The organism is Streptomyces sp. NPDC088350 (assembly GCF_044753545.1).
GTDB lineage: Bacteria > Actinomycetota > Actinomycetes > Streptomycetales > Streptomycetaceae > Streptomyces.
The window spans coordinates 335,321-358,741 of the sequence record NZ_JBIVNL010000002.1; the positions used below are offsets into that span (position 1 = coordinate 335,321).

The following is a 23,421-nucleotide window of genomic DNA, read 5'->3' on the forward strand; positions in this document are numbered from 1 at the left end:
GGCGTGATCTCGACGTACCCCGGACCGTCTGAGGCGGCCCTGAAGGGGCGCGGGGAACTGCGCGACCAGCCACAGCGCACCCGCACTCGCGACCAAACAGGAACGTTTACGGCGCTTTGGCGGTCAACGCGTCCACCAAGGCAGGCGTCACCTGCTCCACCTGCCAGGCCCGAGCCCCGTACCCGGCAAGCGCGGCCCCCACGGACTCCGCGTCCACACTCTTCGGCGGCTCCCAGCACACCCGCCGCACCGTGTCCGGAGCAATGAGGTTCTCCTGAGGCATGTTGAGCCCCTCGGCCACCGCGGACACCGCGGCGCGCGCCGCGGACAACCGAGCCGCGGCCTCCGGATCCTTGTCGACCCAGGCACGCGGCGGCGGCGGCCCGGTAACCGGCTGCCCGGGCTGCGGCAGCGCCGAGTCGGGCAGCGCCTTGGCCCGATCGACGGCCGCCTGCCACTGCTCCAGCTGCCGCCGCCCCATCCGATGCCCGAACCCGTTCAACGCCGCCAGCGCCTGCACATCCAGCGGCAGCGCAAGCGCCGCCTCCACGATCGCCGCGTCGGACAGCACCTTCCCCGGCGACACGTCCCGCCGCTGCGCGATCCGGTCCCGCGTCTGCCACAGCTCCCGTACGACACCGAGCTGCCGGCGCCGCCGTACCTTGTGCATCCCGGACGTACGACGCCACGGATCCTTGCGGGGCTCGGCCGGCGGCGCCGCCGCGATCGCGTCGAACTCCTGGCGGGCCCAGTCCAGCTTGCCCTGGCGGTCCAGCTCCTTCTCCAGGGCGTCCCGCAGGTCGACGAGGAGTTCGACGTCCAGGGCCGCGTACCGCAGCCACGGCTCGGGCAGCGGGCGGGTGGACCAGTCGACGGCGGAGTGCCCCTTCTCCAGGACGAAACCGAGGACGTTCTCGACCATCGCGCCCAGACCGACCCGCGGGAATCCGGCGAGCCGCCCGGCCAGCTCGGTGTCGAACAACCGCGTCGGCACCATGCCTATCTCGCGCAGACACGGCAGGTCCTGCGTGGCGGCGTGCAGTACCCACTCGACGCCGGAGACGGCCTCACCCAGGCCCGACAGGTCGGGGCAGGCGACGGGATCGATCAGTGCGGAGCCCGCGCCCTCACGGCGCAGCTGCACCAGATAGGCCCGCTGGCCGTAGCGGTAGCCGGACGCGCGCTCGGCGTCGACGGCGACGGGGCCCGTGCCCGCGGCGAAGGCGGCGATCACCTCGGCGAGGGAGTCCTCGTCGGCGATCACGGGCGGAATGCCCTCGCGGGGTTCGAGCAAAGGGATCGGCGCCGGTTCGACGTCGTCCGGAGGGGCGCCTCCGGTGGTTCGCAGTGAGCTGTCTGCTGCGGTTTCTTGGGCGTCGGTCACCTGTCAAGGGTATCCGTGTATGGACAACGCCCGCCGACGGAACGTTCCGTCGACGGGCGTCTGGGGGTCGTAAACCAGTCAGGTAAGTGAAAGATCCGGTTCACGGCTCGGCGGGGGAGTGGGAAGGGGGTGCGGGGACGTGGTTCCGGGACGGGTCAGTGGATGATTCCGGTGCGCAGGGCCACCGCGACCATGCCGGCGCGGTCGCCCGTGCCGAGCTTGCGGGCGATGCGGGCGAGGTGGCTCTTGACGGTCAGTGCGGACAGGCCCATGGAGACGCCGATCGCCTTGTTCGACTGGCCCTCCGCGACCAGGCGCAGGACCTCGACCTCGCGGCCGGACAGTTCGCGGTAGCCACCCGGGTGGCTCGGGGAACCCGGGGGGCGGCGGTGCATACGGGCGGCGGCGGAGCCGATGGGGGCGGCGCCGGGTCGGGTGGGGAGCCCGACATTGGTGCGGGTGCCGGTGACGACGTAGCCCTTGACGCCGCCCGCGAGGGCGTTGCGCACGGCACCGATGTCGTCGGCGGCGGACAGGGCCAGGCCGTTGGGCCAGCCTGCGGCTCTGGTCTCGGACAGCAGGGTGAGGCCGGAGCCGTCGGGAAGGTGGACGTCTGCCACACAGATGTCGCGGGGGTTGCCGATGCGGGGACGAGCCTCCGCGACGGACGAGGCCTCGATGACGTCGCGCACACCGAGCGCCCACAGGTGGCGGGTGACGGTGGAGCGGACGCGCGGGTCGGCCACGACCACCATGGCGGTCGGCTTGTTCGGGCGGTAGGCGACCAGGCTTGCGGGCTGCTCGAGGAGAACGGACACCAGGCCTCCTGGGGTGTGGGACGACTTTCAAGGTCACAGTCGTCTTCGGCAGCAAACCCGCGGTCCTTTAGAGAAAGATCACGATTTAGTGAGTAGCAATGAGTGCAATTCGGACACACTGTCGATCGTTCGGTGAACGAAACGGTCCGTTCGAGGGCCTGGTTGTGATGGAAAGTGGCCGTATCGACAAAGACACCGCAAGGACGGGTAAGACCTCGGTGTGCCTCGGGTAAGGCTCAGCGTGACTGCGGTCCCCGGCGCTGCGGCAGCGTGACGATGGACGCGTCGCCCGGACCCGCCGGCGGCAGGCCCGCGACCTGGGCCAGCAGATCGCACCAGGAGGCCAGATGCGCCGCCGTGTCCGGGACACCGCCGAGCCCCTCGCGAGGCGTCCACGAGGCACGGATCTCGATCTGGGACGCGGACGGGCGCTCGGACAGCCCGCCGAAGTAGTGGGAGCCGGCCCGCGTCACGGTGCCGCTCGGCTCGCCGTACGTCAGTCCGCGCGCCTGGAGCGCGCCGGTCAGCCACGACCAGCACACGTCGGGCAGCAGCGGGTCCGCCGCCATCTCCGGCTCCAGCTCGGCGCGCACCAGCGTCACCAGCCGGAACGTGCCGTGCCAGGCGTCGTGCCCGGCCGGGTCGTGCAGCAGCACCAGCCGGCCGTCGGCCAGGTCCTGGTCGCCGTCGACGACCGCGGCCTCCAGCGCGTACGCGTAGGGGGCGAGCCGCTGCGGCGCCGGCGTCGGCTCGATCTCGATCTGCGGTCGCAGCCGACTGTTCCGCAGGGCCTGGACCGCGGCCTGGAAAGCCGGCGGAGCCGTACCGCCCCCATCCCGGTCCCCCTCCTTGGAGTCGTCCATTCCGTCAGCGCCGTCCGACAGTCGTCCCTGAGCCGCAGCCATGCGGGAAGATTAAGGGGAACGGAGGCATCGTGCGGGACTAGACACCCGCTCTTCCGTTCCGCACACCGTGTAATCGCCTTCTGCCGCCGTGCGAGACTTGCCCCGTGAGTGCCAACCAGAGCCCCGTGGGCCAGCAGCAGACCGCCACTTACGACTCCGCCTTCATGAAGGCGGCCAGGCGCGAGCCCGTACCGCACACACCCGTGTGGTTCATGCGGCAGGCCGGGCGCTCGCTGCCGGAGTACCACAAGGCGCGCGAGGGCATCGCGATGCTCGACTCCTGCACGCGCCCCGAGCTGGTCGCCGAGATCACCCTCCAGCCGGTGCGCAGGCACCACGTGGACGCGGCGGTCTACTTCAGCGACATCGTCGTCCCGCTCAAGGCCATCGGCATCGACCTCGACATCAAGCCCGGCGTCGGCCCGGTCGTCGAGAAGCCGATCCGTACCCGCGCAGACCTGGCCCGGCTCCGCGACCTCACCCCCGACGACGTCTCCTACGTCACGGAGGCCATCGGCCTGCTGACCGCCGAGCTGGGCTCCACCCCCCTCATCGGCTTCGCCGGCGCCCCGTTCACCCTCGCGAGCTACCTCATCGAGGGCGGCCCGTCCCGCACGTACGAGAACGCCAAGGCGATCATGTACGGCGACCCTGAACTCTGGGCCGACCTCCTCGACCGCCTCGCCGACATCACGGCCGCCTTCCTCAAGGTCCAGATCGAGGCGGGTGCGAGCGCCGTCCAGATCTTCGACTCCTGGGCCGGCGCCCTCGCCCCGGCCGACTACCGCCGCTCGGTGCTGCCCGCCTCCGCCAAGGTCTTCAAGGCCGTCGAGGGCTACGGCGTCCCGCGCATCCACTTCGGCGTCGGCACCGGCGAGCTGCTCGGCCTGATGGGCGAGGCCGGCGCGGACGTCGTCGGCGTCGACTGGCGGGTCCCGCTGGACGAGGCCGCCCGCCGTGTCGGCCCCGGCAAGGCGCTCCAGGGCAACCTCGACCCGACCGTCCTGTTCGCCTCCACGGAGGCCGTCGAGACCAAGACCCGCGAGGTGCTCGATGCGGCGAAGGGTCTGGAGGGCCACATCTTCAACCTCGGGCACGGCGTGATGCCGTCCACCGACCCGGACTCGCTCACCCGGCTCGTCGAGTACGTCCACACCCGGACGGCCCGCTGACGGCGCTCACCACGTGTGCCGGGGCCGTGCCCGCCTGCCGAACAGCAGGCCGCGCGGTTCCGGCGGCGGGGGCGTGCCCGCCTTGAGCGGCCAGGCCAGCAGCATGCCCGCGACGAAGCCGACGACGTGTGCCGCGTATGCCACGGTGCCCGCGCCGGAGACGCCCTCGCCGGACGAGTAGAACGCCTGGAGCACGAACCAGAAGCCCAGCACCAGCCACGCCGGCAGGCGCAGCGGCAGGAAGAACAGGAACGGCACCAGGACCCACACCCGGGCCTTCGTGTACAGCACCAGATAGGCGCCCAGCACACCGGCGATCGCCCCGGACGCGCCGATCAGCGGGTCGCCGGAGTCCGCGTTGAGCAGCGCGAAGCCGTAGCCCGCCGCGTAACCGCAGACTACGTAGAAGAGCGTGAAGCGGATGTGGCCCATGCGGTCCTCGACGTTGTTGCCGAAGATCATCAGGAACAGCATGTTGCCCAGCAGGTGGATCCAGCTGCCGTGCAGGAACATCGCGGTGAGGACGCTCAGCGGGGCCGACTTGTCGTAGGCCGGCGGGCCGACGGCGCAGCCCGCGCCGCCGGGGCCGGCCTGGACGGCGCCGGTCGGTACGAGCCGGGGCATCTGGTGGTGGATCAACTCCCGCGGTACGGCCGCGTAGTGGTCCAGGAACGCCTGGAGATGGCACAGCTGCGCGAGGTCGCTGCCGCCCGCCACGGAGCCCGCCATCCCGGGGGTGAACAGGAAGACGAGCACGTTCGCGGCGATGAGCGCATACGTCACCCAGGGGGTGCGGCGCACCGGGTTCACGTCATGGACGGGGATGACCACAAGGGATTAGTGCCCCCCGATACGCGCGGCGAACCGGTGAACACCGCCGTCCGCCTGTGCGTATGACTCCTCAACCGCCCGCGGTGCGGGGAAGGCGTGTCGCGGGGACGACGTGAGGAACAGGCGATGAACGACCGAATTACTCCTCAGATGACCGCCACGCCGGACGGCGAGGCCGAGATCTCCCTGGTGGTGCGCCTCCCCTGGGAGGACGTCGCCCGGCTCGGTCAGGAAGCGGGCCGGCTCGCCGCGCAGATGCAGCGGCCGGTGACCCTGGACGAGGCGGTGAGCAACCGGCTGCGCTCCACCGCGCTCGGCGCCCACGCGAAGCCGGCGGGGGCGGGGGCACAGCCCGCCGCGATGATGCCGAGCGCGTCGGTCTCCTCGCTGCCGGCCAGGCCGCCGGCCGAGCAGGCACGGCAGGCCATAGACCGCATCAACGGGACGGCGTAGGCGGCGTCAGCGCGGGCCGGCCTGGACCTTGGCGGTCGCCTTTCTGGCCGCCACCAGGACCGGGTCCCACACCGGAGAGAACGGCGGGGCGTAGCCCAGGTCCAGCGCCGTCATCTGTTCCACCGTCATACGGGCCGTGAGGGCGACCGCCGCGATGTCGACACGTTTGGCGGCGCCCTCACGACCGACGATCTGCACGCCCAGGAGACGGCCGGTACGGCGTTCGGCGAGCATCTTCACCGTCATCGGGGAGGCCGCGGGGTAGTAGCCCGCCCGGCTGGTCGACTCGATGGTGACCGCCTCGAACCGCAGCCCCGCGCGGTGGGCGTCCTTCTCGCGCAGCCCGGTACGGGCGATCTCCAGGTCGCACACCTTGCTCACGGCCGTACCGACCACCCCCGGGAAGGTGGCGTAACCGCCGCCCGCGTTGGTGCCGATGACCTGACCGTGCTTGTTGGCGTGCGTCCCCAGGGCGATGTGCCGCTCCTGCCCGGAGACCAGGTCGAGGACCTCGACGCAGTCGCCCCCGGCCCAGATGTTCTCGTGCCCGCGCACCCGCATCGCCAGGTCGGTGAGCAGCCCGTCGTGCTGCCCGAGCGGCAGCCCGGCCGCCTTCGCGAGCGAGGTCTCCGGCCGGACACCGATCCCCAGCACCACGACGTCCGCCGGATACTCCGCGTCTTCGGTGACCACCGCCCGCACCCGCCCGTCGTCCCCGGTGCGCAGCTCGGTGACCCGGGCGTCGTTGACCATGGTGATGCCCAGGCCCTCCATCGCCTTGTGCACCAGCCGGCCCATGTCCGGGTCGAGCGTCGACATCGGCTCCTTGCCCCTGTTGACGACGGTCACGTCATACCCGCGGTTGACGAACGCCTCCGCCATCTCCACCCCGATGTACCCGGCCCCGACCACCACCGCCCGACGCCCACGCGTGCGTGCCAGCGAGTCGAGCAACGCCTGCCCGTCGTCGAGCGTCTGCACCCCGTGCACCCCGGGGGCGTCCACCCCGGGCATGTCCGGCCGGATCGGCCGCGCCCCGGTCCCGATCACGAGCTTGTCGTACGACGTCCAGGACTCCGTCCCCGAATCGACGTCACGCGCGCGTACCCGCCCGCCCGCGACGTCGATCTCCACGACCTCGGTCCGCATGCGCAGGTCGATGTCACGCGCCCGGTGCTCCTCGGGCGTACGGGCGATCAACTCCTCCGGAGCGGCGACATCACCGCCCACCCAGTAGGGGATCCCGCACGCCGAGTAGGACGTGAAGTGGCCCCGCTCGAAGGCCACGATCTCCAGCTCGTCCGGCCCCTTGAGGCGGCGGGCCTGCGACGCCGCGGACATGCCTGCGGCGTCGCCTCCGATGACGACCAGTCGTTCCCGGGTACCCCTCGCACGGCTCATGTCCATGCGAACACGCTACGGGGGCCGATGATTTCAGTCCTGCCCGCCCTGCTCCTCCTCGCGCACCGGCCGGGCCGCCGACAGCGGGCCCACCCCGGTCGCCGCCGGGACGGCAGCGGCCCGACGCGGCCGTACGAGACGCAGCCACAGGACGAGCGCCAGCGCCGCCACGGCCGCGAACGGGAGCACCGCGCCGAGCGCGAGGGCGATCCAGCGCAGCATGGTGACGAAGACGTGCCAGCCGCCCGCCACGGCGTCCACGAAGCCGGGGGTGCCGTCCTTCGCGGCGGCCTTCGCCACCGGGGTCTGCGACAGGGACAGCGTGATGGTGGCCAGGCTGGTGCGGTCCTTCAGGGAGGCCTGTTGGGCGAGCAGCGCCTCCAGGTCGGACTCGCGGGTGCTCAACTCGCCCTCCAGTTCCACCACATCGCTGAGCTTGGTGGCCCGGTCCATCAGCTCACGCACGCGTGCCACGCTGGCCCGCTGCGAGGTGATGCGGCTCTCCACGTCCACGACCTGGTCGGTGACGTCCTGCGCCTTCGCGGTGCGGTCCAGGAGCTTGCCCGTGCCCTCCAGGTCGGTGAGGACCTCGTCGTACTTGTCGGTGGGCACCCGCAGCACGACCCGGGTCCGCTCGTGGCCCTGGCCGTCGCGGGTGGTCGTCTCGTCGCCGACGAACCCGCCGGCGTTCTCGGTGGTGGTGCGGGCCTCGTCGAGGGCCTTCGGTACGTCCTTGACCCGCACGGACAGCGAGGCCGTACGGATGATGCTGCTCGCGGTGAGCTGGGGCACGGACTTGGTGTTCCTGGCGTTGCCGCTGCCCGACGCGCCCTCCTGCCGGGCTTCCGGAGCGACGGCCTTGTCGGCGGCGGCGCCGCTCGCGCTCTTGTCGTTCGCGCCGCCGCTGCACCCGGCCAGCGCGAGCGCCGAGGCGAGCAGAAGGCCGGCCAGGGCCTGGACAGGGCGTATGGAGTGGTGTGCGCGCATGTCGCGGTACCCCCGATGATCGTCGTGACGACTGACGCAACTCCGACGCCGGGGCCGGGCGGAACGTTGGCGGCGCACGGTCCCGATGCGGTCACGGTCGGGACTCGCAGCGGACAACGGGCCGGACAACGGGCGGGACACCGGCCCGCAGCCGGACTGTCAGTGGGGTCTGAGAGGCTGGGGGCATGCGCGAAGTGGAGACTCGTACGGGCACAGGGCATGTCGTCGTCATCGGCGCCGGGATCGGGGGGCTGGCCGCCGCTCACCGGCTGCTGGACAGAGGCGTGCGCGTGACCGTCGTCGAGGCGTCGGACCGGGTCGGCGGCAAGCTGCTGCCCGGCGAGATCGCGGGCGCCCGCGTGGACCTCGGCGCCGAGTCGATGCTGGCCCGCCGCCCCGAGGCCGTGGCGCTGGCCCGCGAGGTCGGCCTCACCGACCGCCTCCAGCCGCCCGCCACCGCCACCGCGTCGATCTGGACCCGGGGTGCCCTGCGCCCCATGCCCAAGGGCCACGTCATGGGCGTCCCCGGCACCGCCTCCGCCCTCTCCGGAGTCCTCTCGGACGAGGGCCTGCACCGCATCGAGCGGGACGCCGACCTGCCCCGCACGGAGGTCGGCGACGACGTGGCCGTCGGCGCGTACGTGGCGGCACGCCTCGGCCGGGAAGTCGTCGACCGCCTCGTCGAGCCCCTCCTGGGCGGGGTCTACGCGGGCGACGCGTACCGCATCTCGATGCGCGCAGCGGTCCCGCAGTTGTTCGAGGCCGCGCGAACCCATGACTCCCTCACCGAGGCCGTCCGGGGCATCCAGGAGCGCGCCGCCGCCGCACAGCAGACCGGCCCGGTCTTCATGGGCATCGAGGGCGGAGTGGGCCAACTGCCGCTCGCCGTCGCGGAGTCGGTGCGCGCGCGGGGCGCCGAGATCCTCACCCGGACACCGGTGACGGAGCTGCGCCGGACCGGGCCGTCGGGCTGGCGGGTCGTCGCCGGCGACCGCGTGCTCGACGCCGACGGGGTGATCGTCGCCGTACCCGCCCCGGTCGCCGCCGAGCTGCTGCGGGCCGAAGCACCGGGCGCGGCAGCCGAGTTGGGAGCCGTCGAGTACGCCTCGATGGCCCTGGTCACCCTCGCGTACCGCCGCGCGGAGGTCGAACTCCCCGAAGGCAGCGGCTTCCTGGTGCCCCCCGTCGACGGCCGCACCATCAAGGCATCCACCTTCGCCTCGCAGAAATGGGGCTGGATCGCCGACGAGAACCCGGACCTGCTGGTCCTGCGCACCTCGGTCGGCCGGTACGGCGAGACGGCGATCCTGGAGCGCGAGGACACCGGCCTCGTCGACGTCTCACGGCACGACCTGCGCGAGGCCACCGGCCTCGACGCCACGCCCGTCGCGACCCGCGTCACCCGCTGGACGGACGGCCTGCCCCAGTACCCGGTGGGCCACCACGCGCGCGTGGCCCGCGTCCGCGAACACGTCGGCAAGCTGCCAGGACTCGCCGTGTGCGGCGCGGCCTACGACGGCGTCGGCATCCCGGCGACCATCGCGAGCGCGTACGCGGCCGTGGAGCGGCTGACCGGTGACCCGGTGCCGAGCGCGTCCGGCGGAGCGGGAGAATAGCCCCATGAGCGACGACGCCCCCACCACCGAGCCCGGCCGTATCCCGAACAAGGGCAAGCTGGCCAAGGACCTCAACGAGGTCATCCGCTACACCCTGTGGTCCGTCTTCAAGCTGAAGGACGTGCTGCCCGAGGACCGCGCCGGATACGCCGACGAGGTCCAGGAGCTGTTCGACCAGCTCGCCGCGAAGGACGTGACCGTCCGCGGCACGTACGACGTGTCGGGCCTGCGCGCCGACGCCGACCTCATGATCTGGTGGCACGCCGAGACCGCCGACCAGCTCCAGGAGGCGTACAACCTCTTCCGCCGCACCAAGCTGGGCCGCGCCCTGGAGCCGGTCTGGTCGAACATGGCGCTGCACCGCCCCGCCGAGTTCAACCGCTCGCACATCCCGGCCTTCCTGGCCGACGAGACCCCGCGCAACTACATCAGCGTGTACCCGTTCGTGCGCTCCTACGACTGGTACCTGCTGCCCGACGAGGACCGCCGCCGCATGCTCGCCGACCACGGCAAGATGGCCCGCGGTTACGCGGACGTCCGCGCCAACACGGTCGCCTCCTTCTCCCTCGGCGACTACGAATGGCTCCTCGCCTTCGAGGCCGACGAGCTGTACCGCATCGTCGACCTCATGCGCCACCTCCGAGCCTCCGAGGCGCGGATGCACGTCCGAGAAGAGGTCCCGTTCTACACGGGCCGCCGCAAGGACATCGGCGACTTGGTAGCAGGCCTGGCGTAAGCGCCCCAAAGGGGCGCGGGGCAGTGTCGATATGCGGCTTCGCCGCGTGGGCGCGACCAGCCCCCACCGGGCCGCGGTTTACCGACTGCCTGGCCGCGCAGCAACCGGCTCGGCATGCGGAGCACACGCAGCATGCCGAGCCGGCAACCGCCCTTCCAACAGGTAAGCATCGAGATACCCGTTGACACACTTGTTGGACCCACCCGCGATCCCATGCGTCCCCGCGTCCCGCTCGGTCACCAACACCGAGTCGGACAACCGCCGCTGCAACTCAAGCGCCCCCTCATACGGCGTAGCCGCGTCCCGCTCGGCGGCAAGGATCAGCACCGGCGGGAGTTCACCCGGGCCCGTGCGCACATCGAGGGCCTGCTGACGCGGCTCGGGCCAATACGCGCACGGCAGATTCATCCACACGTTGTCCCACGTCTCGAACGGCGCCACCCGCGCCAGCCGCGTGTTGTCCCGGTCCCACACCTCCCACTCGGTCGGCCAGGGCGCGTCATTGCACTCGACGGCCGTGTAGACCGCGTTGCTGTTCTCCGCCTCGACGGCCGCCTCCGGCGTCGAGGCGGCCTGCAGGATCAGCGGCTTCGGATCGCCCTTGAGATACGACGACAGCGCGGCGGCGCGGTGCGGCCAGTAGTCGTCGTAGTACCCGGCCGACAGGAACGCGCCCTGCAACTGCGCCGGCCCCACCTTGCCGCCCGCCGGCTTCTCGGCGAGCCGCGCCTCGGCCTTCCGGTAGCTGAGCAGCACCTTCTCGGCCGTGTCGCCGAGCCCGTACACGTCGTCGTGCCTGGCGACCCACTCCCGGAAGTCCGCCCAACGGCCCTCGAACGCGGCCGACTGGTCGAGGTTGTCGCGGTACCAGATCTGCTCCGGGTCGGGGTTCACCGCCGAGTCGAACACCATCCGCCGTACGTGCGAGGGGAACAGCGTCGCGTACAGCGCCCCGAAGTACGTGCCGTAGGACGCGCCCATGAACGTCAGTTTGTCCTCGCCGAGCGCGGCGCGCAGGACGTCCAGGTCGCGGGCGTTGTTGAGCGAGGTGTAGAAGCGGAGCTTGCTGCCGGAGCGCTTGGCACAGCCGCGCGCGTAGGCCTGGGCCTGCGCGACGCGCTCCTTCTTGTACGACTCCGAGGGGTAGGCCGGCGACTGCGAGGGTCCCTTGAAGAAGTGCTTGGGGTCGACGCAGGACAGCGGCGCCGAGTTGTCGACGCCGCGCGGGGCGTAGCCGACGAGGTCGTAGGCCGACGCGATGCGCTTCCACTCGGGGAGCATGCCGATCAGCGGGAAGTAGAGGCCGGAGGCGCCGGGGCCGCCCGGGTTGTAGACCAGGGAGCCCTGGCGGGGGACTCTGCGCTTGCTGTTGTGCGGGTCCTTGTGGGTGGCCCGGGCGCGGCCGACGGTCAGTTTGATCTGCTTGCCGTCGGGGTGCGCGTAGTCGAGCGGGACGGAGACCGTGCCGCACTCCATGGTGCCGGGCAGGTCCTGCGCGTCGGGGCATGTCCCGAAGTCGATGCCCCGCGCGCGGGCGTGCGCGGCGGCCAGCGCGGTGCCGGCCGACTCGACGGCGCCCGGGGCACCGGTGGCCGGGGCGGCGGCGAGGGTGGTCAGCAGCAAGGACCCGGCGGCCGAGTACAGGGCGGCGGCTCGCATGGTGGGGTATCCCTTCGGAGCACGGCAGCAACAAAAGGGATGTTTCGTTCGGTCGTTGGCGAAGGCAAGCACCATCGGGCCGGTGTCGTCCCCAATGACCCCTGTGCGCCCCCTGGAGCGCTTTCACGCTGTGGTCAGCGGCGCCACATGTCGAACTGCTCGCGGTACTGCTCGCGATGCGCGAAGGCCGCCCGCAGATCCGGCTCGCCGACCGCGCGGATACCGCGTACGGCGACGGAGGTGAGATACGTACGGTCGTCGGCGCCGCCGCCCGCGTGCCGGGCCAGGGCGCCGAGCAGCTGCTGTCCGGCCGGGGAGGCCCAGCGCGAGTACGGGTGCACCTCGACCCGGGCGATCGCCAGACAGCTCAGCGTGACGGCGAGCGGCAGCGCGAACCAGAGCGCGACCAGCCCGCGCGGCATCTCGGCCCCGGGCGTCAACAGCGCGGTCGCGCCCAGCACGAGCACGACGAGCGCGGCGGCCCGCACCTGCCGCACCCCGGCCGCGACCGTCGTACTGCTTCCGTCCGGTACGGCGAGACCCGCGTCGACGAGCCGGTCCGCGACGTCGCGGACCGCGTCCGTGGCCGCCGCGGTGGCCCGCACCGGGGCGATCCGGGACTGCCCCTCGGGCCCGATGGCGCCGATCACCGACCGCTCGATGGCGTCCCGGCCGCGCGGGTCGACGACGGTCGCCCAGCCGGTGTGGGCGAGCAGCAGCCGGTGCTGCCGCGCCATGGAGACGAGCGTGAGATCGGCGACCCGCGCGGGACCGCCGGACAGGAACGCCGCCTCGTAGAGCGTCAGATCGTGTCCCTTGCCCACGCCGTCCGCGTCGACGGCCGCCGCTCTGACGGCGGCCAGGCACAGCCGTGTGCAGGCCGTGCCCGCGACGGCCCAGGCCAGGAGCAGGAGAAGGACCCAGAACATGCCAAATTTCTATGCCAAAGGCCCAGTGCGACGCCATGCCTTGTTCACAATCCGGACGGAGCGTTGTCTGTACGTGACGTTCCGGTTGTCCGGAAACCAACCACGGCCGAAACCCGCTCTACGGCTGCGTCGACGGCGGTGGGCTGGACGCGGCCGGCGGGAGCGTGAAGGTGGGGGAGACCGACGGGGCCAGCGGGACCACCTGGCCGGGATCGACGGCGGGGACCGGGGAGTTGGTGGCAGCGGGCGCGCCCGTCGCGGCCATGTCCCGGGCCAGCTCGCCGAAGTCGACGTACCCGGTGGCCTCCAGGACCTTGATGTGGTCCAGGACCGTCGTGTTCGCGTCGTCGGCGAGGGCGCGGACCAGGGAGTTCTGGGTGGTCGCACGGACCTGGGCGACCACCGTGAACACCTTGCCGTGCGCGAGGCGCAGGATGTTGGCGAACTCGCGGTCGAAGTCCACGCCCTGCGCCGCGTTCAGGGTGGCGAGCCACTGCTGTTGCTGCGCGTTGGGCTGGTTCGGCAGCGGCAGCCCGAGCTTGGCGGCGACGTCGCGCACCCGCTCGTCCAGGAACGTGTGGCCGTCGATGAGGTGCTGCCCCGCCGTCCGTACGGCCGCGGTGGTGCCCTTCTCCTCGGCCTGCTGGCCGGCCGGCAGCTCCCACAGCCCGGCCAGCCGGACCCTGGTGACGAAGTCCCGGTCCAGGGCCGACAACGGCCCGTACTGTGTCGCCACGGTCTGGTCGCTGAGCACGCTCGCGCCGGTCGTCCCGGACCGGTCGGCGTAGGACCAGACCGGGAAGACCAGCGCGGCCAGGGTCGCGGTCAGGCCCACGACGATGACGCCGGTGCCACTGAATATGCCTCGGCCCTTGACGGGGGGTCGCGGTCGCATGGGGTGCCTCCTGTGACGGCACCGCACGTGAGTGCGCTTCTCGTGCGGAACCGCAATATTACTGTGGAGTCACCGTCACCTCCCAAGGCCCCTCGTCAGCCCCACCGCGACCCGTCAGCGGCGCAGCAGCACCCGCCTCGTGGCGCGGGCGAGCCGGACCCCGGGCCGCGTCGACCGCGGGACCGGCCCCGAACGCTCCAGCCACCACTCCCGCAACTCCCGCCGCGCCTCGGCGTCCTCGGGCCCGCCCGCGAGCAGCAGCTGCCCGGCGAAGTCCAGCGCGTCACGCCGGTAACCGCCGGTCATCGGGTGCGTGTGGGCGTAGGCGAGGAAGGCCGGCCGGTACCCGTCCCCGAGGATCTCCGGCAGTTCGGGGGCCACCTTCGCCACGACATCGGCCCGCTTCACCCCGAGCGCCCGCGCCTGCACCCCGAGCCGTACGCGGTCGAACCCGTCGGGGACGGGAGTGCCGGCGACGAGGGCGGAGAGCAGGGCGGTCTGCGCGAGGGCGACGCGCTGACGGGCGGGGGCGGAGGCCTGCGGTACGGCGGCCGGGGCCGCGGCGCGGGCCGGCCGCGCACCGCTCGTGGGCCGTGCCCGCCCCTTCACCAGCGCCCCGCGTATCGACCTCAACTCCCGCTCCAGCTCGGCCGGTTCGGGGAAGTTGTCGTCACGCTCCAGCAGCACCCCCGGCGGGGAGACGCGGGATGCCAGGTCGGTGAGGATGGCGAGGACCGGGGCGGGGACGGGGTGGGCGTGGGTGTCGTGCCAGACGCCGTCGCGTTCGACGCCGCCCGCGACGTGGACGTACGCGATGGCCTCGACGGGCAGTTCGGCGAGGGCCTTGGCCGGGTCCTCGCCGCGGTTGACGTGGTTGGTGTGCAGGTTCGCGACGTCGATGAGGAGGCGTACGCCGGTGCGGTCGGCCAGTTCGTACAGGAACTGCCCCTCGGTCATCTCCTCGCCCGGCCAGGCCAGCAGCGCGGCGATGTTCTCGACCGCGAGGGGCACGGGCAGCGCGTCCTGGGCGATGCGGATGTTCTCGCAGAGCACGTCGAGGGCGTCCCGGGTGCGCGGTACCGGCAGCAGATGGCCGGCTTCGAGGAGCGGGGAGGCGGTCAGCGGGCCGCCCGCGCGGACGAACGCGATGTGCTCGGTGACCAGCGGCGAGCCCAGGGCCTCGGCCCGTTCGGCGAGGGCCGTCAGCCTGCCCTCGTCCGGGCGGTCCGCGCCGCCGAGGCCGAGGGAGACGCCGTGCGGGACCACGGTCACGCCGCGCTCGCGCAGCCGTAGGAGCGCATCCGGGAGGTGGCCTGGGCAGACGTTCTCGGCCACGGCCTCGACCCAGTCGATGCCCGGCATGCGTTCCACGGCGTCCGCGATCTCCGGCCGCCATCCGATGCCCGTCCCCAGTCGCTCCATCGTCGGTCCCCGTCCTCCGGTGAATCCGTCAACTCCACAAGGCCGCTGTTCCGGCGTGACGGAGGTATCGCCCCCGCGCCGGGCGGCGAACCCCGCCCGCGGCACCTTCAGAGCAATATTTGAGGTTCGGGGCATGGGACCGGCCGGCTACCCCAGCACGCCGTTCGAGTCGACCGGATCCGGTCGGCCGGTGTTGACCGTGCCCGGGGCCGCCGGGGACGGCCGCGAGGTGGCGCCGATGTTTCCGCTCGCCTCGGCGGCCGGTGCCGAGGGAACCACCTGGCCGGGGACCGGCGCGGCGGGGCCGGTGGGGCTGGCGGTCGAGGCGTTCGCGATCTCGTTGGCGATGGCGTCGAAGTCGACCCGCCCGGTCTTCTCCAGCATGGTGATGTGGTCGAGCACGGTCTGGTTGGCGTCCGAGGCCAGCTGCCGCACGAGCGAGTTGCGGGTGGTGTTCCGCACGGCGCCGATGGCCGGGAAGATCTTGCCGTGCGCGGCCCGCAGCAGGTTGGCGAACTTGTACTCGTACTCCGCGCCGGTCGCCGCGCTCATTTCCCGCAGCCAGCCCTGCTGTTGCTCGTTCGGCACGTTGGGCAGCGCGACGTTGAGCTGGGCCGCGATGATCCGCACCCGCTTGTCCAGGTCGGTGTGGCCGACGATGAGATGGTCGCCGGCCTCCTTGATCGCCTGGCTGGGCGCCCGCTCGATCGCCTGCTGACCGGCGGGCAGCTCCCACAGCCCGGCCAGCCGGACCCGCACGATGAGATCCCGGTCGGCGGCCGTCAGCGGCCCCCACTGGGTGTTGACGGTGCCCGCCGCCACGTTCGCCTGACCGGTGCCCGCGCGGTCGCCGTACGACCACACGGGAAACGCGAGCGCGCCGGTGGTGGCGACGATCGCCGCGATGAGCACAGCCGTACCGTTGATACGACGCAAGGGAACCTCCCGGGGAAACCAACTGGTCGTTGGAGAAGTCGACGCTTGGCGAGTGCCAGGAGGTACGCGCGGGCAAGGCGCCTTGTTCAAGGGGAGGGCAGTTTTGCTCAAAGGGCGTGCAAAGGAAGCGAGTTCAGCGGCTCTTCGCGGGCCACTGTTCCGGCGTCCGGCCGAGCAGCCGTAGCGTCTCGTCGAGCGGGTCGGTTCCCGGCGGTACGTCGAGCGGTGGGGCGAAGGCGAATCCCGGACCGCGGCCGGCCGGGTCGGTGGGCACCAACCGGGCGACCACCAGGGTGATGTCCAGGACGTCCTTCGACAGGTCCACCGTCACGCCGAGCGCGGCGGCGACGTCCCAGGCGTGGACGACGTAGTCGATGAAGTGGAAGCCGATCGCCGTCCCGCCGGGGAAGCTCGCACCCAGCTCCGGAAGGGCGAACTCCCGCTCGGTGGCGCCGGGTTCGGCGAACGCGGCGAGGACGGCCGTGGCCGCCGCGCGGTGCGTCCGGGCCGGGTCGCCCATGTCCTGCGGCTCCTGCCAGTACGCCCTGTCCCCGCCCGCGCCGCGTGCGGCGGCGGCGAACCCGTGATGCTGCGCGGCCATGTGCGCCACGAGCCGCCGCAGGTCCCATCCCGCGCACGGGGTGTCCCGCTCCCAGTCCTCGTCCTGCGCCAACTCCACTACGCGCAAAGCCTCGTACACGGCGATCCGGTCGAGTTCGACGATGTCCGTTCCGGTGACTGTCATGGGTTCGAGACTAAAACTGTGCGAACGATCGTGCTACTTGTTTTTCGGCCGAAGGCGGCGGGCGGTTCAAGTGGCGTGTGGATCAGGGGACTTGGGGGGCCGTCGAAGGGTTCGTCGCCGCGTCCCGCAGTCGTGCCGCGATGCCGACGCGGGCCCGGTGATACGCGGTCTCCTCGCCGTGCAGTACGGAGACCGCGTTGGACGTCTCCATCAACGCGACCAGTTCGAAGGCCAGTTGGGGTATGTCGGTGTCGGTGCGCAGCTCGCCCGCGTCCCTGGCATCGGTGATCGTCCGCTCCACGAGGGCCGTCCAGTCCCGCTGTGCGCCGACCATCGCGTCGTGCACCGGCCCGGACCTGGCGTCGAACTCGGCGATGACCCCGTAGAAGAAACAGCCACCCGGGAAGACCCGTCCCCGCGAGTACTCCAGCCACAGCTCGCACAGCCGCCACAACCGGCCCACCCCGGCCGGGACTTCGGCGGCGGGCCTGATCACCCGCTCGGTGTAGATGCGGGCGGCCTCGCGCACGGTGGCCAGTTGCAGCTCCTGCTTGGAGCCGAAGAGTGCGAACACTCCGCTCTTGCTGAGCTGCAATTCCGTGGCCAGGCGGCCGACGGAGAGTGCTTCCAGGCCCTCGACGGAGGCGATGTCGACGGTGCGGCGCAGGACGAGTCGGCGGGTGCGGTTGCCTCGCTCGACCCGGCCGTCGAGTCGTGTCATGGCCTGGTCCTTGTCGCCGCGCTGGGTCTCATGGTGGGCCAGCGTAGGGCCTGTCCGGCGGATCAGGTCGCAGTCAAGTGACGGTGCCTGATCGGTGCCGGTGAGCCCCGCGTCTGCGGCAGGACTCGCCGGACAGGCCCTTGGACCATGTCCTACGTGGTGAGGCGGACGTTGAGCCGTATACGGGGCGGGGTATGTGGAGTTGGATTGTTCCGGACGGGCTGTGGGAGATCGCGAAGCCGCTGATCCCGCCGTCGCGAGTGCGACCGCGGGGCGGCGGAACGCAGGACACGCCTGATGAGACGCAGTTCGCCGCGATCGTCTACGTGCTGGTCAGCGGCTGCGCCTGGCGCCGGCTGCCGCCCTGCTTCGGGATATCGAAGTCGACCGCACACCGCCGCTTCCTGATCTGGTCGAGAGCCGGCGTCTGGGGCCGCCTGCACGAGACCGTGCTGCACCGCCTCGACGACGCCGGACTCATCGACGTCACCCGCGTCGTCCTCGACACCGCCCACGTCAGGGCTGAAAAGGGGGCGAACACACAGGCCCGAGCCCAGTGGACCGGGGCAAGCCGCGCTCCACGATGCACGTCCTGTCGGACGCGAACGGACTGCCCCTCCTCGTCGGCGTCTCGGCCGGAAACGTCCACGACAGCGAAGGGCTCAAGCCCATGATCGAGGGTCACCAAACGAGACACGACCCCTACCGAGGCCGCTACTTCAAGCCCCAGCGCCGCAACTGCCTGGCCTTCCTCGGACTCGCCGCCGCCCTCTGCTGCTACAAACGGTTCGTCCGCCTCACCACGTAGGACACGGTCTAACGGGTGAGCCGGGACCGCCGGGTTCCCTCGGTCCGCTCGGTCCGCCGGGTCTGCCGTAGGCGTTCGGGAAGCGGTCTGCGGTAGTCGGGGAGAAGGCGCTGGACGAGGAACGCGGACTTCAGGAAGACGCGGACAGCGCGTTCACGGCGAGGGCTGAGCCAGCCGATCCGGTGGAGCCGGCAGACCCGCTCGCCGGCGAGGTACCGGGTCAGGTCTCTGCCGAACGGCCGTAAGGGGGCGGGGAACCAGCGCTCGGCGAAGAACTCCATCATCGCCGTCGCCACGCGATGACCGGACTCCGTCTCCTCGTACGGCCGTGAGTCGAACTTCAGGGCGAACTCGGTCATCGCGTCCCAGTCCTCGGGGAACGCCTCGCCGGCCAGCGGACCGGACTCGCGCTCCAGGAGGCGGAAAAGGGTCCGCGCCCAGTGATGCCAGGCGGTCTTCATGTGCTCGCCGGTACCGGGCAGGCCCAGCGAGGTCTGCAGCCGGTCGGCGAACGTGGCCAGCAGGACCAGCGGATAGACGAAGTCGTCGATGTCGTCGAAGTTGCCGGGCAGGTGCGGGGTCCTGCGGGCGATGGCCAGGTGGATGCGGTTCAGCCGGTCCGCCGCCCCGAGGCCCGCCTCGCTCGACAACCCGTTCACCATCCAGGCCATCAGGAACGTGTTGCCGTCCTCGAAACGCCGCTGTGGCCTCGTCTCCAGCTTCGCGGTGTGGGCCAGCGTGGCGGATCCGAAGCTCGGCTGCATCATGCGCATGGTGCCCGGATAGACCATCATCGCCAGCGCGAACTCGGGGACGCGGTGGCCGACGTAGAGCGAGATCATCCGCTCCCAGTCGGCGTCCGGGTCCATCCGGGCCAGTTCGCGGTCGACCCACTTGTACCCACGGCGCACTGTCGGTTCCCCTCGTATCCCCCTCGCGGACTTTCAGATGGGGGACGCTCCGGCGGAGCTGCCCGATGCCATGATCCGTCGTGATCTGCGTCACGCGATCTGTGGCGGCCCGCGAGCCGTGCTGGTCCGTGATTCGTGCTGGTCCGTGATCATGTCGGTCCGGCCGTGGGGTGTGGATCTCCACCCGGGGGTGGAGCCTCCGAATCAGCCCGTGGGTGGTGGTGATCCGCTCCCGTCAGGGCGCAGCCTTGTGCCATGGGCTCACTTCATTCCGCACTCGTCGCTCTCACCGGCGGCTGTGTACTGGTCTTCGTCGTGGCCTGGATCGCGGGCGCCGTCTACTTCGGCGTGAAGAGCGAGGCCGGGCTGGGCGGCTGGGTGCACGGCCTGCGCCGCACCCTGCCCCGGCGGGTTCTGCTGATCGCGGGCGCCTACGCGTTGTCCCTGCTGATCAGGTGCACTCCGGATTCCTTCTGGCACCACCTCCAGTACTGGCAGCCCGAGCTGGCGCTCCTGGGCGCCCTGCTCGCCGTGGCCTCCACCGCTCTGCTGCTGTGGGCGCGGTGGGTCCTGGGCGTCATGTGGGCCAGCATCCCGATGGTCCACGACCATCACGAACTCCGCACCGAGGGCCCCTACCGAATAGTGCGGCACCCCATCTACACCGGCCTCCTCGGCCTGGTCCTCGGCGGGATGCTGGCCTGTGGCTTCGGCGTCTGGATCGTCTTCCTGGCCGTCGCCGTGCCCTGGCTGCTGCGCCGGGTCCGCACAGAGGACGGCATGATGGCCGACCGGTTCGGTGCGTCCTACGAGGCCTACCGCGCCCGTGTCCCGGCACTGATCCCGTGGACACGACCGGTTCCGGTCGGGCCTCGGGCGGCCGGCGGTCGGTAGGGCCGGCGGTCGGAGGGGGGGGCAATCCCCGGCCCGGGAGCGACAGTTGGCGCGGCTTCCGGGGGTCGTGGGATCACACGGACGCCGGGCAGGGAACCGACCGTCATGGTGCGCAGCCGTGCCGCTCGGGTGGTTGAGCGCGGTGGCCTCCGGCGAGGCGAAACCCGTCCCGCACACGGCCGACGGCACCGTACTGCCCTGCCCTGTCCTGCTTCTGCCGGGCGCGGCATGCAGCCTGCCTGCCGACGCGCGACCTCAGCGGACCGATCGACAACCGACCTCCGTGGACCGGTCGACCCCTGCCCCCCCCGTGGACCGGTCGACGTCCGACCTCAGCCGACCGGTCGTCGTACCCCGTCGCCGGGCAGGTCGCCCGCACGGTCGTATCCCTCGACCGCGACGGTCAGTCCGGGGGCGATCTCCGTGAAGCCCGCGTCGCGGACCAACGGCCGTTCGGTGCTGGTGAGTTCGGCCCACTGGGCGGGGGCGGCGGTGCGGACGGAGAGGGGGAAGCCCGCCCGGCGCCAGGCGGTGCGGTCGGCGTCGGACAGTTCCCACCAGGCCAGTTGGGCGCCGTGGCCGGTCTGGGCCATCGTCTTGCCTGCGGACATGTCGAGGTCGGGGTTCAGCCAGAGCACCGGCGCCGTCGGGTCCGCGTCGGCCGGCGGTTCGGGGTCGTCGAGGTCGGTGCCGGAGACCTGGAGCCGGGCCAGGTCCTTGGGCCAGCCGTCGAGCGGGACGGGCGGGAAGACCCGTACCTCCGCCGACTTCCCGGTCACGGTGATGCCCGGCAGCGCCTCGGCCCGCCGCCACTCGGCCCCGCGCGCCCGCCGGACCACCTTCCGGATCCGTGCGTCCTGCCAGTCCCGCATGACCTGCGCCCACTCCCCGTCACCGACGGCCCGCTCGTCGCTCAGGATCGTCAGCACGGCCCGGGCGGCCGTCTCCAACGCGTCCGTACGGGCCGGGGGAGCGTCCCGCTCGATCCGGACGACCAGGGGCAGTACGAACTGCGGAGCCTCGTCGCGCGCGGTGGGCTCATTGCGGAAGGGGTCGACATCGTCGCCGGGAACGGTGGGATCACTGGTCACGCCCCCAGTCTGCCAGGCGCAAGATCGGCCCTCCCGGCGCGGGGAGGACCGGAAGGACGGAGGGCGTCGGACGCAGCTCACCCCGAACAGGCGGTGCGCTGCGCCTCCTGCCACTCGCAGACCGGGCACAACGTGATCCCCTTGTACGACTCCGGGTACTCCGTCGGTTGCCGGCACAGCACACACTCCGCGTACGCCGGCGCCGGTTCTTCGTCGCTCATGCGACCAGCGTACGAGGAGTGCGGGGACGTCAGCGGTGCTTGTCCTCAGCGGTGCTTGTCGGTGGCCCCGATCAGCTCCGACACCTTCACGAACCGGTACCCCTTCTTCCGCAGCTCGGGCACGATCATGCGGACGGCCTTCTCGGTCGCCGGGGCGGCGCTGCGCGTGCAGTGCATGACGACGACCGACCCTGGCCGCACACCCGCCAGCACCTGCTGGGCCACGGCGTCCGAGTCCGTCGCGAAGGCGTCGCCGCTCACCACGTCCCACTGCACCGCCGTGACACCGACCGCGCTCAGCGCCTTCAGCGCCTGCCGGTCGTAACACCCGCCGGGGAAGCGGAAGTACGGCATCGCGTTCGGCACGCCCGCCTTCTTGAACGCCGTGTACGCCCGCTCCACATCCGCCTTCATCCGGTCCGGGGACACGGTCGGCAGGCCGTAGCAGTCTCCGGTGAAGGCGTAGTGGCTGTAGGAATGGTTGGCGATCTCGAACTGCGGGTCCCGTCCGAGGGCACGGGCCTCGGCCGGGTACTCGTCGGCCCACCGGCCCGTCATGAACACGGTCGCCGGCACCTTCAGCGCCCGCAGCGTGGCGATGAGCCGCGGATTGTCGAAGTGCTCGCCCGCCGCCGCGCGCGGCCCCTGATCGGCGGTCATGTCGGCGTCGAAGGTCAGCGCGACGGTCTTGCCGTCCGTCCGCGGACCGTTCTTGAACACAGGGGTCAGACCGGCCGGGCCGGGCGCGAGCGTGGGGGGCCGCGAAGAGGCGGCGGCGGAGGGCGCGGTGGGCGCCGGACGGGTGGCGTGGGGTGCCGAGGGGGTCCCGCAGGCGGTGAGCGCGGCGCCGAGTGCACAGGCGGCGGCGACTCGTCGTACTCGAATGATCACCGTAGGAACATAGGTGAATAAAAGTGACTAATCACCCATCGACACGGACCGAGTCGTCAGCCCGAACCCAGCAGCCGCTTCCGGCACTCCTCCCCATCGAAGTCGCCCTTCGGATACTGCGGATCCAGCGCCGTCAGGTGGTCCAGGAGGAGGCGGCGTCGGTCGCCTGCCGTGCTCGCGGCCCAGAGACGTTCCTGCAGGTCGGCCAGGTGTTCGCCCATCCGGGCGGTGTCCTTGAGGCCGGCGGCCTTGTCGGCGGGGCCGCCGGGGGTGCCTGCGGCGTCGTAGGAGGAGAGGTCGACCGGGTGGGCGGCGGGGACGCGCAGCAGCTCGGTGAGGCTCTTCTTCCCGTTCTCGCGCTTCGCGCCCTTCTTGGCCATGGGACACCCCTTCGGTCGGCTCCCTCGATCCCGCGGCGCGGGTACGGGCCCCGCCAGTCAGCGCCCGTAGCGGCCGGTCAGCGTGCCCGAGGCGAGGGTGTGGCCGGTCAGGGCGCGTCGTACGTCGTCGGGTGAGGCGTCGCCGGCGAGGGTGAGCCTCCGGTCGGTGGCGTAGACCGAGAGGACGTAGCGGTGGGGCGCGGCTCCCTTGGGCGGGCACGGGCCGCCGTAGCCGGCCTTCTTGAAGCCGTTGCGGCCCTGGATCGCGCCCCGCGGCGACTCTCCGGCCTTGAGGCGGGTGTCCTGCGGGGGCACACCCCACATCAACCAGTGTGTGAACGTGCCGTGCGGAGCGTCCGGGTCGTCCAGGAGTACGACGAGGTCGCCGGCGTTCGCCGGGACGCCCGCGAAGGTCAGGGGTGGGGACACGTCCTCGCCGTCGCACGTGTAGCGGCGCGGGACGGTGCCGTTCTCGGTGAACGCCGTACTGGTGACGGTGATCCGTTGCGAGGCGCTCGGCGTGGGCACGGCGGAGCCGCCTGCGTCGCCCCCGCAGCCGGCGACGCTCCCCAGCGCGGCGGCCACCGCGACGATCACGATCCTCGGGCGCATGGC

24 protein-coding genes and 1 pseudogene are annotated in these 23,421 nt (G+C 71.8%); 6 read left to right on the forward strand and 19 right to left on the reverse strand.

Features of this window, described 5'->3' with window-relative positions; translation table 11 throughout:
• Positions 1-106: 106 nt before the first annotated feature.
• The 3 genes from ACIQBL_RS06760 to ACIQBL_RS06770 form a co-directional block, all read right to left on the reverse strand.
• Positions 107-1,384: an HRDC domain-containing protein gene (locus tag ACIQBL_RS06760; RefSeq protein ID WP_401937626.1), complete on the reverse strand. Its 1,278-nt coding sequence runs from the start codon at positions 1,382-1,384 to the stop codon at positions 107-109.
• A gap of 155 nt (positions 1,385-1,539) precedes the next feature.
• Positions 1,540-2,202 carry a response regulator transcription factor gene (locus ACIQBL_RS06765; protein WP_030605794.1) on the reverse strand — a complete coding sequence of 221 codons (663 nt, stop codon included), beginning with the start codon at positions 2,200-2,202 and terminating at the stop codon, positions 1,540-1,542.
• Positions 2,203-2,438: 236 nt separating this feature from the next.
• Positions 2,439-3,107, reverse strand: a complete 669-nt coding sequence (locus tag ACIQBL_RS06770) for a DUF3000 domain-containing protein (RefSeq protein WP_401937629.1) — start codon at positions 3,105-3,107, stop codon at positions 2,439-2,441.
• Between the two features lie 104 nt (positions 3,108-3,211).
• Here ACIQBL_RS06770 and hemE point away from each other — a divergent pair, with 104 nt between their 5' ends.
• The gene (gene hemE, locus ACIQBL_RS06775; RefSeq protein ID WP_401937631.1) at positions 3,212-4,279 is read left to right on the forward strand and encodes a uroporphyrinogen decarboxylase; all 1,068 of its coding nucleotides are present in this window, start codon (positions 3,212-3,214) and stop codon (positions 4,277-4,279) included.
• 6 nt (positions 4,280-4,285) lie between these two features.
• Here the strand turns inward: hemE and ACIQBL_RS06780 are convergent, their stop codons facing one another.
• Positions 4,286-5,110, reverse strand: a complete 825-nt coding sequence (locus ACIQBL_RS06780; protein ID WP_401937633.1) for a rhomboid family intramembrane serine protease — start codon at positions 5,108-5,110, stop codon at positions 4,286-4,288.
• A 126-nt stretch (positions 5,111-5,236) separates the two neighbouring features.
• Here ACIQBL_RS06780 and ACIQBL_RS06785 point away from each other — a divergent pair, with 126 nt between their 5' ends.
• On the forward strand, positions 5,237-5,563 hold the full coding sequence (locus ACIQBL_RS06785) for a hypothetical protein (protein WP_401937634.1): 327 nt from the start codon (positions 5,237-5,239) through the stop codon (positions 5,561-5,563).
• A 6-nt stretch (positions 5,564-5,569) separates the two neighbouring features.
• Here ACIQBL_RS06785 and ACIQBL_RS06790 read toward each other — a convergent pair whose 3' ends face one another.
• Positions 5,570-6,970, reverse strand: coding sequence for an FAD-dependent oxidoreductase (locus ACIQBL_RS06790; RefSeq protein ID WP_401937636.1), 1,401 nt, complete (start codon positions 6,968-6,970; stop codon positions 5,570-5,572).
• Between the two features lie 27 nt (positions 6,971-6,997).
• Positions 6,998-7,951: a DUF4349 domain-containing protein gene (locus tag ACIQBL_RS06795; protein WP_401937639.1), complete on the reverse strand. Its 954-nt coding sequence runs from the start codon at positions 7,949-7,951 to the stop codon at positions 6,998-7,000.
• Positions 7,952-8,136: 185 nt separating this feature from the next.
• Here ACIQBL_RS06795 and hemG point away from each other — a divergent pair, with 185 nt between their 5' ends.
• Both hemG and hemQ read left to right on the forward strand, forming a co-directional pair.
• Complete coding sequence (hemG, locus tag ACIQBL_RS06800) at positions 8,137-9,567, forward strand: protoporphyrinogen oxidase (protein WP_401937641.1); 1,431 nt, start codon at positions 8,137-8,139, stop codon at positions 9,565-9,567.
• Between the two features lie 4 nt (positions 9,568-9,571).
• The gene (gene hemQ / locus ACIQBL_RS06805; protein WP_043678366.1) at positions 9,572-10,303 is read left to right on the forward strand and encodes a hydrogen peroxide-dependent heme synthase; all 732 of its coding nucleotides are present in this window, start codon (positions 9,572-9,574) and stop codon (positions 10,301-10,303) included.
• A 78-nt stretch (positions 10,304-10,381) separates the two neighbouring features.
• Here hemQ and ACIQBL_RS06810 read toward each other — a convergent pair whose 3' ends face one another.
• From ACIQBL_RS06810 to ACIQBL_RS06840, 7 genes are all read right to left on the reverse strand, one after another.
• The gene (locus tag ACIQBL_RS06810) at positions 10,382-11,962 is read right to left on the reverse strand and encodes an alpha/beta hydrolase (protein WP_401937644.1); all 1,581 of its coding nucleotides are present in this window, start codon (positions 11,960-11,962) and stop codon (positions 10,382-10,384) included.
• A gap of 134 nt (positions 11,963-12,096) precedes the next feature.
• Positions 12,097-12,891 carry a TIGR04222 domain-containing membrane protein gene (locus ACIQBL_RS06815; protein ID WP_401937647.1) on the reverse strand — a complete coding sequence of 265 codons (795 nt, stop codon included), beginning with the start codon at positions 12,889-12,891 and terminating at the stop codon, positions 12,097-12,099.
• 118 nt (positions 12,892-13,009) lie between these two features.
• Positions 13,010-13,786: a DUF4142 domain-containing protein gene (locus ACIQBL_RS06820; protein WP_401937650.1), complete on the reverse strand. Its 777-nt coding sequence runs from the start codon at positions 13,784-13,786 to the stop codon at positions 13,010-13,012.
• Between the two features lie 114 nt (positions 13,787-13,900).
• Positions 13,901-15,208: a DUF692 domain-containing protein gene (locus ACIQBL_RS06825; RefSeq protein WP_401937651.1), complete on the reverse strand. Its 1,308-nt coding sequence runs from the start codon at positions 15,206-15,208 to the stop codon at positions 13,901-13,903.
• A 147-nt stretch (positions 15,209-15,355) separates the two neighbouring features.
• Positions 15,356-16,144 carry a DUF4142 domain-containing protein gene (locus tag ACIQBL_RS06830; RefSeq protein WP_401937653.1) on the reverse strand — a complete coding sequence of 263 codons (789 nt, stop codon included), beginning with the start codon at positions 16,142-16,144 and terminating at the stop codon, positions 15,356-15,358.
• A gap of 133 nt (positions 16,145-16,277) precedes the next feature.
• Complete coding sequence (locus ACIQBL_RS06835) at positions 16,278-16,889, reverse strand: TIGR03086 family metal-binding protein (protein ID WP_401937654.1); 612 nt, start codon at positions 16,887-16,889, stop codon at positions 16,278-16,280.
• Positions 16,890-16,971: 82 nt separating this feature from the next.
• Positions 16,972-17,610, reverse strand: coding sequence for a TetR/AcrR family transcriptional regulator (locus tag ACIQBL_RS06840; protein WP_401937657.1), 639 nt, complete (start codon positions 17,608-17,610; stop codon positions 16,972-16,974).
• Positions 17,611-17,804: 194 nt separating this feature from the next.
• Between ACIQBL_RS06840 and ACIQBL_RS06845 the strand changes: the two are divergent.
• Positions 17,805-18,418 (forward strand): annotated as a pseudogene (locus tag ACIQBL_RS06845) (IS5 family transposase).
• Positions 18,419-18,426: 8 nt separating this feature from the next.
• Here ACIQBL_RS06845 and ACIQBL_RS06850 read toward each other — a convergent pair.
• The gene (locus ACIQBL_RS06850; protein ID WP_401937659.1) at positions 18,427-19,329 is read right to left on the reverse strand and encodes a DUF2236 domain-containing protein; all 903 of its coding nucleotides are present in this window, start codon (positions 19,327-19,329) and stop codon (positions 18,427-18,429) included.
• A gap of 255 nt (positions 19,330-19,584) precedes the next feature.
• Between ACIQBL_RS06850 and ACIQBL_RS06855 the strand changes: the two genes are divergently transcribed.
• Positions 19,585-20,223: a methyltransferase family protein gene (locus tag ACIQBL_RS06855; RefSeq protein ID WP_401937661.1), complete on the forward strand. Its 639-nt coding sequence runs from the start codon at positions 19,585-19,587 to the stop codon at positions 20,221-20,223.
• A 332-nt stretch (positions 20,224-20,555) separates the two neighbouring features.
• Here ACIQBL_RS06855 and ACIQBL_RS06860 read toward each other — a convergent pair whose 3' ends face one another.
• The 5 genes from ACIQBL_RS06860 to ACIQBL_RS06880 form a co-directional block, all read right to left on the reverse strand.
• Positions 20,556-21,314 carry a peptidyl-tRNA hydrolase gene (locus ACIQBL_RS06860; protein WP_401937664.1) on the reverse strand — a complete coding sequence of 253 codons (759 nt, stop codon included), beginning with the start codon at positions 21,312-21,314 and terminating at the stop codon, positions 20,556-20,558.
• A 77-nt stretch (positions 21,315-21,391) separates the two neighbouring features.
• Positions 21,392-21,535: a hypothetical protein gene (locus tag ACIQBL_RS06865; RefSeq protein WP_401937667.1), complete on the reverse strand. Its 144-nt coding sequence runs from the start codon at positions 21,533-21,535 to the stop codon at positions 21,392-21,394.
• A gap of 45 nt (positions 21,536-21,580) precedes the next feature.
• On the reverse strand, positions 21,581-22,426 hold the full coding sequence (locus ACIQBL_RS06870) for a polysaccharide deacetylase family protein (RefSeq protein ID WP_401937670.1): 846 nt from the start codon (positions 22,424-22,426) through the stop codon (positions 21,581-21,583).
• Positions 22,427-22,482: 56 nt separating this feature from the next.
• Positions 22,483-22,806, reverse strand: a complete 324-nt coding sequence (locus tag ACIQBL_RS06875; RefSeq protein WP_401937673.1) for a hypothetical protein — start codon at positions 22,804-22,806, stop codon at positions 22,483-22,485.
• A gap of 57 nt (positions 22,807-22,863) precedes the next feature.
• Positions 22,864-23,418, reverse strand: coding sequence for a YbhB/YbcL family Raf kinase inhibitor-like protein (locus ACIQBL_RS06880; RefSeq protein WP_401937676.1), 555 nt, complete (start codon positions 23,416-23,418; stop codon positions 22,864-22,866).
• Between the last annotated feature and the right edge of the window lie 3 nt (positions 23,419-23,421).

Excerpts from the sequence above, each read along its gene's own strand:
- ACIQBL_RS06770 (WP_401937629.1), bottom strand. The coding sequence starts at position 3,107 with ATGGCTGCGGCTCAGGGACGACTGTCGGACGGCGCTGACGGAATGGAC.
- ACIQBL_RS06785 (WP_401937634.1), top strand. The coding sequence starts at position 5,237 with ATGAACGACCGAATTACTCCTCAGATGACCGCCACGCCGGACGGCGAG.
- ACIQBL_RS06790 (WP_401937636.1), bottom strand. The coding sequence starts at position 6,970 with ATGGACATGAGCCGTGCGAGGGGTACCCGGGAACGACTGGTCGTCATC.
- ACIQBL_RS06795 (WP_401937639.1), bottom strand. The coding sequence starts at position 7,951 with ATGCGCGCACACCACTCCATACGCCCTGTCCAGGCCCTGGCCGGCCTT.
- hemG (WP_401937641.1), top strand. The coding sequence starts at position 8,137 with ATGCGCGAAGTGGAGACTCGTACGGGCACAGGGCATGTCGTCGTCATC.
- hemQ (WP_043678366.1), top strand. The coding sequence starts at position 9,572 with ATGAGCGACGACGCCCCCACCACCGAGCCCGGCCGTATCCCGAACAAG.
- ACIQBL_RS06810 (WP_401937644.1), bottom strand. The coding sequence starts at position 11,962 with ATGCGAGCCGCCGCCCTGTACTCGGCCGCCGGGTCCTTGCTGCTGACC.
- ACIQBL_RS06815 (WP_401937647.1), bottom strand. The coding sequence starts at position 12,891 with ATGTTCTGGGTCCTTCTCCTGCTCCTGGCCTGGGCCGTCGCGGGCACG.
- ACIQBL_RS06820 (WP_401937650.1), bottom strand. The coding sequence starts at position 13,786 with ATGCGACCGCGACCCCCCGTCAAGGGCCGAGGCATATTCAGTGGCACC.
- ACIQBL_RS06825 (WP_401937651.1), bottom strand. The coding sequence starts at position 15,208 with ATGGAGCGACTGGGGACGGGCATCGGATGGCGGCCGGAGATCGCGGAC.
- ACIQBL_RS06835 (WP_401937654.1), bottom strand. The coding sequence starts at position 16,889 with ATGACAGTCACCGGAACGGACATCGTCGAACTCGACCGGATCGCCGTG.
- ACIQBL_RS06840 (WP_401937657.1), bottom strand. The coding sequence starts at position 17,610 with ATGACACGACTCGACGGCCGGGTCGAGCGAGGCAACCGCACCCGCCGA.
- ACIQBL_RS06855 (WP_401937661.1), top strand. The coding sequence starts at position 19,585 with ATGGGCTCACTTCATTCCGCACTCGTCGCTCTCACCGGCGGCTGTGTA.
- ACIQBL_RS06865 (WP_401937667.1), bottom strand. The coding sequence starts at position 21,535 with ATGAGCGACGAAGAACCGGCGCCGGCGTACGCGGAGTGTGTGCTGTGC.
- ACIQBL_RS06875 (WP_401937673.1), bottom strand. The coding sequence starts at position 22,806 with ATGGCCAAGAAGGGCGCGAAGCGCGAGAACGGGAAGAAGAGCCTCACC.
- ACIQBL_RS06880 (WP_401937676.1), bottom strand. The coding sequence starts at position 23,418 with ATGCGCCCGAGGATCGTGATCGTCGCGGTGGCCGCCGCGCTGGGGAGC.